Raw genomic sequence first — 10,924 nt, forward strand, 5'->3', positions numbered from 1 at the left:
AGCCCGGGCGCGTTGCGTCGCGGGATCTCGGCGATGCGCGCCAGAAGGCTCAGCCTGCGCGCGCGAGGCAGAACGAGCGGGAGGATGCCCCATGAGCCGACGAGCGACCTTCCCAGTGGCCGTTTGCCCAGCGCCCGGGTGCTCGCGCCGCAGCCGGATTTGATCTACACGGGGGCGTTTATGATGGACCATTCATGACGTCTCGCGCGCACCGGCGCGGGGGACAATCCGGAGTTGCATATGTCGCCCAGCCAAGCATCGCCCCTGACCCTCGTTGCGGAAGCGGCCGAGATCCTGACCTCGCTCGGCGTTGCGCCGGAGCGGCTGCGCGGTGGGACGCGCGCCGCGCGTTCGCCCGTGACCGGCGAGGTGTTGGCCCATGTGCACGACGACACCAGGGCGGATGCGACCGCGGTGATCGCGCGCGCCCATGCCGCGTTCTTGCAGTGGCGCCTCGTGCCCGCGCCGAAGCGTGGCGAGCTGGTGCGGCTGTTGGGCGAGGAGCTGCGCGCCCACAAGGCTGCGCTCGGTCGCCTGGTCTCGATCGAGGCCGGCAAGATCGTCTCCGAGGGGCTCGGCGAGGTCCAGGAGATGATCGACATCTGCGACTTCGCCGTCGGCCTGTCGCGCCAGCTCTATGGGCTGACCATCGCGACCGAGCGCGCCGAGCATCGCATGATGGAGACCTGGCATCCCCTCGGCGTCACCGGCGTGATCTCCGCCTTCAACTTCCCAGTGGCGGTGTGGGCCTGGAACGCGGCGATTGCGCTGGTGTGCGGCAACAGCGTCGTCTGGAAGCCGTCGGAGAAGACGCCGCTGACCGCGCTCGCGACCGACGCGCTGCTGGTGCGCGCGCTGCAACGTTATCGCCGCGAGGGCGGTGAGGCGCCGGAGGGGCTTGCCGGCCTGCTGCTCGGCGGCCGCACGGTCGGCGAGATGCTGGTCGACGATGCCAGGGTGCCGCTGGTGTCGGCGACCGGCTCGACCGCCATGGGCCGCGTCGTCGGCGCCTGCCTTGCCGGCCGCTTTGCCCGCGCCATCCTCGAGCTCGGCGGCAACAATGCCGCGATCGTCACGCCCACGGCCGACCTCGATCTCACCCTGCGCGCCGTGGCGTTCGCGGCGATGGGTACCGCGGGCCAGCGCTGCACCAGCCTGCGCCGCCTGTTCGTGCATGCCGACGTCTACGCCCAGCTCGTGCCACGGCTGAAGCAGGCCTACGCCTCGGTGGCGATCGGCAATCCGCTGGAGCAGGGCACCCTGATCGGCCCGCTGATCGATCGCGGCGCCTACGACGCCATGCAGGACGCGCTGAGCGCCGCGCGCGATCACGGTGGCCGCGTGTTCGGCGGCGAGCGCGTCGCCGTCGGCGGCTTCGAGCAGGCCTATTACGTCCGGCCGGCGCTGGTCGAGATCGAAGCGCAATCAGGCCCGGTGGAGCGCGAGACCTTTGCGCCGATCCTCTACGTGATGCCGTATCGTGATCTCGATGCCGCGATCGAGCTGCACAACGCCGTGCCGCAGGGCCTGTCGTCGTCGATCTTCACCAATGATCTGCGCGAGGCCGAATTGTTCGTGTCCTCGCGCGGCTCCGATTGCGGCATCGCCAACGTCAATATCGGTCCCTCGGGCGCCGAGATCGGCGGCGCGTTCGGCGGCGAGAAGGAGACCGGCGGCGGCCGCGAGTCCGGCTCGGATTCATGGAAGGCCTATATGCGCCGGGCCACCAACACCGTGAACTACGGCCGCAGCCTGCCACTGGCGCAGGGCGTCAAGTTCGACGTCGGCTGATCGATGCGATGGGCCTTCCTCATCGGCGGAACCGCTTCGATGGGTCGTGCGTTGCGCGCTGAGAAGGAGATGCACCATGGCAACGAAGAAGAAGGCCTCGACCGCAAAGTCAGCGCGCGGACGCAAGCAGGATCGCGCCCGCGTCGCGGGTGGACAGGACTACGAAGTCCGCTACGAAGCCAAGAAAAGCGGCCGCTCGGCGTCCGCGGTGAAGAAGGCGGTCAAGAAGGTCGGCAACAGCCGCAAGAAAGTCGAGCGCAAACTTACGCGCCAGTGACGTCAATGTTGCTTCGGCCGCTCCGGCGGCCGAAGCGATCCCCTCGCCCAGCGGAGCGCCTTGGGCGAGTGCAGCGGATCGGGCCCATCGCAGGTCGGGCAAGTAAGCTCGCGGCGCCCGCCCTTGCCCTCGCGCACCGCGAGCGCGCGACCGCAGGTCGGGCATGGCTTGCGCAGCAGCCACGGGACCGGATGATTCGGCATGATGGCGTCTCCCGCTGGAGGCCTCAGGCTAGGGCATCTTGGGGTAGCTGCGGAATCACTTATTTGAATCGCGGCGGATCTTCCGGCTCTCCGTGCCGTGAACAATCAGGGCAGGTGTCGCCGGTCGCGGCCAGGACGTCCTCGATCGCCGCGACCGCTTCCGAGCTACACAAGCCGCGTGGCGGATCGTCGCGTGCGATGCGAAGCGCAAGAGCCAGCGCATGCGGATCGCCGCGCTCGCGCATCCAGCCGTGCTGTTCGCATTCGACGATCGCGCCGGCCTCGCGCAGGGTGGCGACCGCCCAGCGCTCGAGACGCTGGCTCTTGGAATGGTGTGTGACGGCAGTCTGCATCGGCCATTCTCTCCCGCCGGGAGAATCCATGAATCGGCTGGCGTTTCCAGGCCCGGCCTGCAGGGCAGGGATTCCAAAATGGAGGGGCTGGCTTGCCGCGGATTGTTCGGCGGTCCGGCTTGAGATTGCCGCGGGCTGGGGCCATCCTTGACGGAGTACGCGTGAAACGGATGCAGACCGGAATGCAGATCAAGGCCAACGAGGATTTGCTGCTCATCATCGATGTGCAGAACGATTTTTGTCCCGGCGGCGCGCTCGCCGTGGCCGACGGGGATGCCGTGGTGCCGGTGATCAACCGGCTGAGCGGGAAGTTCGATCACATCATCCTGACCCAGGACTGGCACCCGGCGGGACACAGCTCGTTCGCCTCGAGCCACCCGGGAAAGACGCCGTTCGAGTCCGTCACGATGCCCTACGGGCCGCAGACCTTGTGGCCGGACCATTGCATCCAGGGCACGCCGGGCGCGGCCTTCCATGCCGATCTTGCGACCGACAAGGCGCAGCTCATCATCCGCAAGGGCTTTCGTGCCGCGATCGATTCCTACTCGGCGTTCTTCGAGAACGACAAGACCACGCCCACCGGCCTCGCCGGCTATCTGCGCGAGCGCGGCCTGAAGCGGGTTTTTCTCGTCGGTCTCGCCACCGATTTCTGCGTGCACTATTCGGCGGTCGATGCACGGCGGCTCGGCTTCGCGGCCATCGTCGTCGACAACGCCTGCCGGGGCATTGACCTCGGCGGCTCGATGGCGGCGGCCAAGGCGCAAGGCGCGGAGGCCGGGGTCGAGCGGATCGCCGAGCTGGCGTGATGACAATGGACTACGCCGCCGCGCCGATGGTCGGCTCGGCGATGGCGCCGGCGACGCGAACACGGACGCGCAGCGCGTTGCCGGGGAGGTAGGCGATGGGCATGTCCTCGACGTCGACCGTCTTGAGCGTATCGGGGGCGGCGCCGGCTTGCACGGCGCGTGCCTCGGCGATGCCGCGCGCGGCGGCGATGGCCTCGTCGCGGGTCAGGTCGCGGAAGACCTGGTCGGCCTCGCCGGAGACCTGGGCGATGGCGGCGCCGACCGCATTGGCGCAGTCGCCATGGTCGACGCGGACGATGTTGGAGATGCCGGCGAGGCGCTCCGGCACCAGGAAGGCACCGCCGCCGACCGCGAGCAGCGGCACGTCGCCGGCCTCGGTCTTCATGCGGTCGATGTCGCCCTCGAGCTTGCGGTGGGCGTCGGCGAGCGCGGCGTCGATCAGGCCTTTCGGCAGATGCGCGACGCGCGATCTGTCGCCGATGTCGATCAGCCCCGCGGCGACCGCGATGTCGGTCGCGGTCAGACGGTCGCCGCCAAATACCAGCGCGTCGGATGTCAGCCGGTATCCGACGCTGAGCGGGCCGACGCGGACCGGATCCTGCTCGACATGGCTGCCGCCACCGAGCCCGATCGAGAGCAAATCGGGCATGCGGAACAGCGTGCGGACGCCGCCGACCTCGACGACGGCGTTGGCCTCGCGCGGAAAGCCGTGGCGCAGCTGGCCGATGTCGCTGGTGGTGCCGCCGACGTCGACCACCATGGCGTCGTCGAGGCCGGAGAGATACGCGGCACCACGCATCGAGTTGGTGGCGCCGGAGGCGAAGCTCATGACCGGGAAGGCGGTCGCGATCTCCGCCTGCATCACGGTGCCGTCGTTCTGCGTCAGGAACAGCGGAGCATCGATGCCGGACTCCGCGATCGCCTTGCGGAAGGCGGCGACCGTCGTGACCGCGAGGTCGTGGAGCGCGGCATTGAGCAGGGCGGCGTTCTCGCGCTCCAGCAGTCCGATGCGGCCGAGGTCGTGCGACAGGGTGACGGCGACCTCGGGGCAGATCTCGGCGAGGATCTCGCGCGCAGTGTTTTCGCAGCTCGGGTCGAGCGGCGAGAACGACGAGGCGACCGCGACCGCGCGCAGGCCCTTGGCCTTGATCGCGTGCGCGGCGGCCCTTAGTCCGGCCGTGTCGAGCGGCATGAAGGGGCGGCCATCATAATCGTGGCCGCCTTCGAGCATGAAGGTCTCGGCGCTGACCAGCGCGGCGAGATCGGCCGGCCAGTCGCAGAACGGCGGCAGCGAGGCGGAGGCGGGCATCCCGATTCGGATGGCGCCGATCCTCTGCAGGTGCCGCCGCTGCACCACCGCATTGATGAAATGCGTGGTGCCGATCACGACCGCGTCGACCGGCACGGCCGCCGCGGGATTTTCTCGCAGCGCCTTGAGCGCGGCGAGAATGCCGGAGGTGACGTCGGCGGTGGTTGCGCTCTTGACGGAGTGGACGACCTCGTCGTCGGCAATCAGGACGGCGTCGGTGTTGGTGCCACCGACGTCAATGCCAATCCGCTTCATTCTCAGGGAGCTCCAGGGGTCGCAAACAGCGACCGGAAATCGAGGTCATAGCCGAAGGCGCGCGGGCCGACGAATTCGAGCCCGCGCGGGCTGGTCAGCACGGCCGGTGCGGGCAGCGCGATCACGGTGACGCGCTGGCCGTAGCGCACCGTCTCGGTGCCGATGCCGTGGCCGTTGACGCTGTCGAGCACGCAGATCAGGTCCGGCGCCATCGCGATGGCTTCGCCATCGCGCCAAGCCACGATCCATTCGTTCTGGAACGACAGCTTGAGCCGGGTGCCGCGATCGTCGTCGCTGCCTTCCACGACGGCGCTGCCGCGCAGAAATCCTTCGGTGGTGCGGCGCTCGACGTCGACGATCTTGCCATTGAACAGCCGCTGGCCGCCCTCGCAATCGAGGATCGCCGCGATCGGATCGTGGTGGCTCCTGTTGGCGGCCTCGACCGCGCGGCCGATCGCGATGGCCTTGGTGGTGGTGAAATGGATGCCCCAGTCCTTGACCTCGCGGCCCGTGCGCGGCGCCTTGCTGGTCGAGGCGATCGAGCCCATCTCGACGCAGATCTTGCGGCTGGCGCGCTCCATCCACTTCCAGCTCGGCACCTTGGTCACGACGGCCTCGATGCCGCGCGGATCGTAGAGCGTGCAGGGATAGGGCTTGAGGTCGCCGATCGCGACCGACGTCATCTGCGCCTCGGGAAAGGCGCGGCCCATGCAGTCGGCGTCGACCACGGGGATGTTCAGATGCGCCGCCGCCATGAGCGCCTGCATGCCGTTGCCGCCGCCGATCTCGACCGACATCACGGCGCGAAATGTGATGCCGTTGATCTCCTCCTGCATGCGCACCGCACGCGCGATGCTGCGGCTGTCGGCCAGCCGTTCCTGCCCGACCAAGGGGGCGCCCATGTTGGAGACCACCGCGACCCAGTCGTCGTCTGCGAGGTCGAGCGGCGACATCATCTGCACGCGATGTCCTTCCGCATAGAGCCGGCGCAGGTTGAGCAGGCCGAGATAGGGACTGCCGCCGCCGCCGGTGCCGAGGATCCAGGCGCCGACCGCGAGCGACTCGATGTCGTCGAGGCTGATCGTCTCCATGCCGGCCGCGCTCACGGCACGAGCTCCTCGACGGTGCTCTGTGACTGCGGCGCACGGTACTGCTGCGGGAATAAGAATTTAACGTTCACAATATCAATCCTCGAGAATGACGAGATCGGCCGGACGCCAGTCGAGCGTGACCGTTTGACCCGGCGCGTGGAGCGGACCAGCCCCGGAATTCGGCTGTTGCGCCAGCACGTGCTGTCCGCTCTCCAGGGCGATGCGGTACAGCACCGCGCCGCCGAGGAAATTGGTGCTCTCGACGGTGCCGCGCACGGACATGCCCGTCCGCTTGGCATCGGCCACCTCGGCTGGCGACACCGATATCTTCTCCGGCCGCAGCGCGACCGACAGAACCTCGCCCTCGGCTGCTGCGACCGTGTCCGCCAGGGCCAGCACCAGACCGTTGCCGGCGGCTATGCCGACGCCATTGTCCAAGGTCACGCGCTGGCCGCGAAAAATGTTGGTGTCGCCGATGAAATCCGCGACGAAACGCGTTCGCGGCTGATCGTAGATCTCGACCGGGGTACCGATCTGCTCGATGCGGCCGGCGTTCATGACCGCGATACGGTCCGACATGGCCAGCGCCTCTTCCTGGTCGTGGGTGACGAACACGAGGGTGAGGCCGAGCGTCTTCTGCAGCTGCTTGAGTTCGAACTGCATCTGCTGGCGCAGTTTCTTGTCGAGCGCGCCGAGCGGCTCGTCGCAGAGCAGCACGCGCGGCGAGATGACGATGGCGCGGGCGAGCGCGACGCGCTGCTGCTGTCCGCCGGACAGTTGCGCCGGCCTGCGGTTCTCCAGGCCTCCGAGTTCAACCATCGCCAGCGCTGCCTTCACCTTCGCGGCAATCGTCGCCTTGTCGATCTTGCGCATGCGCAGGCCGAAGGCGACGTTCTCGGCCACGGTCCGGTGCGGAAACAGGGCGTAGTTCTGGAACACCATCGCCATGTCGCGCTTGTGCGCCGGCACATGGGTGATGTCGGCGCCGTCGAGGCGGATCTCGCCGGCGCTTGGGCTGTCGAAGCCGGCGATCATGCGCAGGGTGGTGGTCTTGCCGCAGCCGGACGGGCCGAGCAGCGAAAAGAACTCGCCAGGCCTGATGTTCACGGCAACCGCATCGAGTGCGCGTACGCCGCCGTCATAGATCTTGCTGACCGCGGCGATCTCGATGGCAGCGCTCATGCGCGGAAGATCCGGTTGACCCGGCTGTCGATCTCGTCTTTTCGTGCATTGTACCACTTCCAGTCGACCTGGATCAGCTTGCTGACCTTCTCCGGCGTCGTCAGCAGCTTGGCGTCATACTTGGCGTCGAGCTTGACCTTCTTGTTGGCCGGCGAATACCACACCGTCTCGGCGAGGCGCTTTTGGACCTCGGGGCGCAGCATGTAGTTGATATAGGCGTTGGCGAGCTCCTTCACCTTGCTGCCGGGCGTGATGCTCAGCACTTGCTCGAGCGACAGCACGCCCTCGTTCGGCGTGACGAAGTCGACCGGCTGGTTCTGACCGTCGTAACGATAGATGCCGGAATCATGCAGGATGCCGAGGCCGACCTCACCGGACAGGATCAGCTTCTCCATCGCGCCGGTGAAGTCGACCAGCTTGATCGGCTTCAGCTTCTCCAGCGCTCCATAGGCGGCGTCGAGGTCGGTCTGGCCCTTGCCATACAGCGCGCCGCACATCATCACGAACGCCTGTCCCAGGCTATTGGCTGGGATCACATAGCCGCCGCGCGCGCCATTGAATTTCGCATCCCAGTAGTCTTTCCACGACGTGACGCTCCCATAGCCCTTGTCGGTGCGCATGCCGAGACCGATGGCGCTGGTGAAGATGCAGACGCCGACGATCTTGTCGCTGACGGCGTAAGGGTAGACGTCGGCAACGTTCGGAACCAGCTTGGGGTCGACCTTGGGCTCGACGAGACCCATCTCCACGGCCGCCCACTGCTCGTTGGAGTTGGTGTGCAGCACGTCGTAGACCGGGGCCGAGCGTGAGCTCGCCTGCAGTTTTGGCAGGAACGGCAGCGCGGTGTCGGTCTTGAGCTTGCACTTGAACTCGCTCTCGAAGGCCGGGCCGATCTCGGCCTTCATCACGTCACCCCATTTGCCACCCCAGCCGGTGACGTTGAGAACGGGCTCATCCGCACGCGCGACATAGGGAGCAGCGACAACGCCGGCGCCGAGCGACGCAGCCGCGGTCAGCAGGCGGCGGCGGCTCAGAGGAAAACGACGCGATGAGGCGGTCATGTCCGGGATCTCCCTTAGAGTTTGACGTAGGAGCGAAGACCTACGGTGCGGTCGAGCGCGATGACGACGATGAAGGCGAGCAGGATCGAGACCACCGAGGCCGCGCCGATGGTGCCGTCGAGATCGAACTTCAGATAGTTGAACAGCGTGATCGGCAAGGTCTCGCTACCCGGCGCGACCAGGAACAGCGACACCGGAAACTGGTCGAACGAGACGATGAAAGCAAAGATCGCGCCTGCCAGAACGCCGGGCTTCACCAGCGGCAGAGTGATCTCGAAGAAGGCCCGGGTGGGGCTGGCGCCGAGATTTTGCGCGGCTTCCTCCAGCCTGACATCGAAATTATGCAACACCGCGAGCGTGGTGCGCACGACGTAGGGAATCGTCACGAGCGTATGGCCCGCGACGAGGCCCCACAAGGGACGCCCGACATCGAGCAGCACGTAGGACTGGAACAATGCAAGACCGGTCAGGATCGCGGGCAGCATCAGCGGCGACAGCATGGTCGCCACGATCAGCCGAGAGCCTGGCAGGTTGCCGCGGGCGATCGCCAGCGCGGCCGACGCGCCAAGCACGGTGGCCGCGACCGTGGTCATGGCCGCAACTTCGATGCTGAAGAGCAGCGCGTGCATGAAGTCGCGCGAGGCGAAGAACTTCTCGAACCAGCGCAAGGAGACGCCGACCGGCGGAAACTGGATGAAAGGCGTGGGGTTCAGCGCGAACACGATCACGATCGCGATCGGCGTCAGCAGGAAGGCGAGGATGCCGGTATTGGCGGTGAGATAGAGCCTGCGACCCCACCGGAGCGGCCGCGTCTTGCTGCGAAGGGCAGGTGTGGCCGCCAGATCGATCGGCGCAGCAAGCGGCGGCCGCGATCCTGGAGCAAGGCTCGTCATATTGGCCCTCATTGCAGCTCGCGCTGGCCCGAAACGAGGCCGAGCACGTGATTATACGCGACAACGAGCGAGAGCGAAATGATGAGCAGCACCATGCCGAGCGCAGCCGCGAATCCGACGTTGAAGTTCGCGGAGATCTGCTGGTAGATCAGGATCGGCAGGGTCATGATCTGGAAGCCGCCGAGCAGGATCGGCGTGACGTAGGCGCTGATCGCGAGCGCGAAGACGAGCAGCGAACCGGCGAGGATGCCGGGCAGGCTGAGCGGCAGGGTGATTTCGAGAAAAGCGCGCCACGGGCTGGCGCCGAGATTCTCCGCCGCCTGCTCCAGCCGTTCGTCGATGCGGCCGATCACGCCAGTCAACGTCAGCACCATGAAAGGCACATAGATGTGGACGAGGCCGATGATGATGCCGGTCTCATTGTACATCAGCTGCAACGGCCTGGTGATCAGCCCGAGCGCGGTCAGGATCTGGTTGATGACACCCTTGTCGGACAGCAGCGTCATCCAGGCGAAGGTGCGCACCACGATGCCGGTCAGCATCGGCGCCAGCACGGCCATCAGCAGCAGCGCATGGCCGGTGCGGCTCTTGATCCGCGCCATCCAATGCGCGAGCGGGTAGCCGATCACGAGCGCGGCCAGGGTCGTCCAGAGGCCGATCCGGATCGTGGTCCAGATCACCTCGAGATAGTAGCCGTCATCGCCCATGCGGGCATAGTGTTTGGCGGTGAGGGCGACGTTCGGCATGACCACGGGGTTGCCGGTCAGGACGCTCATCAGCGCCATCAATCCGATCGGCAGGAAGAAGAACAGCGCGAACAGCAACGCGCTCGGCAGGATCAACAGCGCCATGCTGTTGACGCGCGGCGCGCTGCTGCTCGTCATCAGGAGGCCAGTCCGGCCAGTTGCTCGATGGTCTGGCCGAGCGGATCGCCGGTCATGCGCCGCAGCTTGGCGGCCATCGCGCCGAGCTCGCGGCGGACGTTGGCGCGCTCGATCTCGGTGGTCGCCTGCACCGAATAGGAGACGGCGATGCCGATCAGCTCACCGCTCTCGCCGCTCGCCAGCGCAAAGCCCTGCGAGCCGACGCCCTCGATGGCCTCGTCGGCGGCGTCCGAGATGCCGGTCCGGCGGATCTCGTTCAGCCGCGCCATCAGCTCGGTGAAGTTCTGCGGCGAGTTGGCTGGGACCTTCGGGTAGTCGAGCGGCACGCGCGCCCGGATCTCCTGGTCTGACAGACGCGCCAGCATGGCGCGGCCGTTCGAGGTGATGATTGCCGGCGTGCGCTGGCCGGGCGGGTTGACGACGCGCAGCGGATTGGAGCCGGGCACGATCCGCAGCACCACCTGCTGATAGCCGTCGAGCACGGCGATGTAGCCGGTGTGGCCAGTGCGCGCGCAGACATCACGCAGTTCGCCCTCGGCGGTGGCGATCAGGTCGTCATGGGCACGGTGAAGCCGCCCGAGCTCGAAGGTCAGCAGGCCCGGGCGGTAGCGTCGGCTATGCGGGTCCTGCTCGAGCAGGCCGCAATCGCGCAGCGAGCGGAGCAGACGTGAGGTCGAGCTTTTCGGCTTACCGGTCAGGACCTGGACGTCGGCAAAGGAGAGGTCGGGTCGCGCGGTCGAAAAGCAGCGCAGGATGTCGATGGCGTTGGTCAGGGCGCTCATGATGATACCGTTTGTTCCATTTTTTGGAACATAGTCT

At 67.0% G+C, this 10,924-nt stretch carries 12 protein-coding genes; 3 read left to right on the forward strand and 9 right to left on the reverse strand.

Annotation, left to right across the window (positions count from 1 at the left end; translation table 11 throughout):
* Positions 1-240 precede the first annotated feature (240 nt).
* Positions 241-1,791 (forward strand): aldehyde dehydrogenase family protein, encoded by a 1,551-nt coding sequence (locus QX126_RS17110; protein ID WP_315776205.1) that lies wholly within the window; start codon positions 241-243, stop codon positions 1,789-1,791.
* 76 nt (positions 1,792-1,867) lie between these two features.
* Entirely contained in the window at positions 1,868-2,068 is a 201-nt protein-coding gene (locus QX126_RS17115) for a DUF3606 domain-containing protein (RefSeq protein ID WP_315740928.1), read from the forward strand.
* 2 nt (positions 2,069-2,070) lie between these two features.
* Here QX126_RS17115 and QX126_RS17120 read toward each other — a convergent pair whose 3' ends face one another.
* Positions 2,071-2,271, reverse strand: a complete 201-nt coding sequence (locus QX126_RS17120) for a hypothetical protein (RefSeq protein ID WP_315740927.1) — start codon at positions 2,269-2,271, stop codon at positions 2,071-2,073.
* A gap of 59 nt (positions 2,272-2,330) precedes the next feature.
* Positions 2,331-2,624, reverse strand: coding sequence for a hypothetical protein (locus QX126_RS17125; RefSeq protein WP_315782478.1), 294 nt, complete (start codon positions 2,622-2,624; stop codon positions 2,331-2,333).
* Between the two features lie 170 nt (positions 2,625-2,794).
* Here QX126_RS17125 and pncA point away from each other — a divergent pair, with 170 nt between their 5' ends.
* A complete protein-coding gene (gene pncA, locus QX126_RS17130) occupies positions 2,795-3,430 on the forward strand; it encodes a bifunctional nicotinamidase/pyrazinamidase (protein WP_315782589.1) in 636 nt (211 codons plus the stop codon).
* A 10-nt stretch (positions 3,431-3,440) separates the two neighbouring features.
* Here pncA and QX126_RS17135 read toward each other — a convergent pair whose 3' ends face one another.
* From QX126_RS17135 to QX126_RS17165, 7 genes are all read right to left on the reverse strand, one after another.
* Positions 3,441-4,994: a hydantoinase/oxoprolinase family protein gene (locus QX126_RS17135; protein WP_315774190.1), complete on the reverse strand. Its 1,554-nt coding sequence runs from the start codon at positions 4,992-4,994 to the stop codon at positions 3,441-3,443.
* A 2-nt stretch (positions 4,995-4,996) separates the two neighbouring features.
* Positions 4,997-6,085, reverse strand: a complete 1,089-nt coding sequence (locus QX126_RS17140; protein WP_409998090.1) for a DUF917 domain-containing protein — start codon at positions 6,083-6,085, stop codon at positions 4,997-4,999.
* 93 nt (positions 6,086-6,178) lie between these two features.
* Positions 6,179-7,267: an ABC transporter ATP-binding protein gene (locus tag QX126_RS17145; RefSeq protein WP_315782480.1), complete on the reverse strand. Its 1,089-nt coding sequence runs from the start codon at positions 7,265-7,267 to the stop codon at positions 6,179-6,181.
* On the reverse strand, positions 7,264-8,328 hold the full coding sequence (locus tag QX126_RS17150; protein ID WP_315782482.1) for an extracellular solute-binding protein: 1,065 nt from the start codon (positions 8,326-8,328) through the stop codon (positions 7,264-7,266). The genes QX126_RS17145 and QX126_RS17150 overlap by 4 nt, the downstream gene beginning before the upstream one ends.
* A gap of 14 nt (positions 8,329-8,342) precedes the next feature.
* Positions 8,343-9,221: an ABC transporter permease gene (locus QX126_RS17155; protein ID WP_315776213.1), complete on the reverse strand. Its 879-nt coding sequence runs from the start codon at positions 9,219-9,221 to the stop codon at positions 8,343-8,345.
* Between the two features lie 8 nt (positions 9,222-9,229).
* Positions 9,230-10,105, reverse strand: a complete 876-nt coding sequence (locus QX126_RS17160) for an ABC transporter permease (protein WP_315758074.1) — start codon at positions 10,103-10,105, stop codon at positions 9,230-9,232.
* Positions 10,105-10,887, reverse strand: coding sequence for an IclR family transcriptional regulator (locus QX126_RS17165; protein ID WP_315740919.1), 783 nt, complete (start codon positions 10,885-10,887; stop codon positions 10,105-10,107). Before QX126_RS17165 ends, QX126_RS17160 begins: the two co-directional genes overlap by 1 nt.
* Between the last annotated feature and the right edge of the window lie 37 nt (positions 10,888-10,924).

The organism is Bradyrhizobium sp. SZCCHNPS1003, from assembly GCF_032381555.1.
Lineage (GTDB): Bacteria > Pseudomonadota > Alphaproteobacteria > Rhizobiales > Xanthobacteraceae > Bradyrhizobium.

Excerpts from the sequence above, each read along its gene's own strand:
- QX126_RS17125 (WP_315782478.1), bottom strand. The coding sequence starts at position 2,624 with ATGCAGACTGCCGTCACACACCATTCCAAGAGCCAGCGTCTCGAGCGC.
- QX126_RS17150 (WP_315782482.1), bottom strand. The coding sequence starts at position 8,328 with ATGACCGCCTCATCGCGTCGTTTTCCTCTGAGCCGCCGCCGCCTGCTG.
- QX126_RS17155 (WP_315776213.1), bottom strand. The coding sequence starts at position 9,221 with ATGACGAGCCTTGCTCCAGGATCGCGGCCGCCGCTTGCTGCGCCGATC.
- QX126_RS17135 (WP_315774190.1), bottom strand. The coding sequence starts at position 4,994 with ATGAAGCGGATTGGCATTGACGTCGGTGGCACCAACACCGACGCCGTC.
- QX126_RS17110 (WP_315776205.1), top strand. The coding sequence starts at position 241 with ATGTCGCCCAGCCAAGCATCGCCCCTGACCCTCGTTGCGGAAGCGGCC.
- QX126_RS17140 (WP_409998090.1), bottom strand. The coding sequence starts at position 6,085 with ATGGAGACGATCAGCCTCGACGACATCGAGTCGCTCGCGGTCGGCGCC.
- QX126_RS17115 (WP_315740928.1), top strand. The coding sequence starts at position 1,868 with ATGGCAACGAAGAAGAAGGCCTCGACCGCAAAGTCAGCGCGCGGACGC.
- QX126_RS17165 (WP_315740919.1), bottom strand. The coding sequence starts at position 10,887 with ATGAGCGCCCTGACCAACGCCATCGACATCCTGCGCTGCTTTTCGACC.
- QX126_RS17145 (WP_315782480.1), bottom strand. The coding sequence starts at position 7,267 with ATGAGCGCTGCCATCGAGATCGCCGCGGTCAGCAAGATCTATGACGGC.
- QX126_RS17120 (WP_315740927.1), bottom strand. The coding sequence starts at position 2,271 with ATGCCGAATCATCCGGTCCCGTGGCTGCTGCGCAAGCCATGCCCGACC.
- QX126_RS17160 (WP_315758074.1), bottom strand. The coding sequence starts at position 10,105 with ATGACGAGCAGCAGCGCGCCGCGCGTCAACAGCATGGCGCTGTTGATC.
- pncA (WP_315782589.1), top strand. The coding sequence starts at position 2,795 with ATGCAGACCGGAATGCAGATCAAGGCCAACGAGGATTTGCTGCTCATC.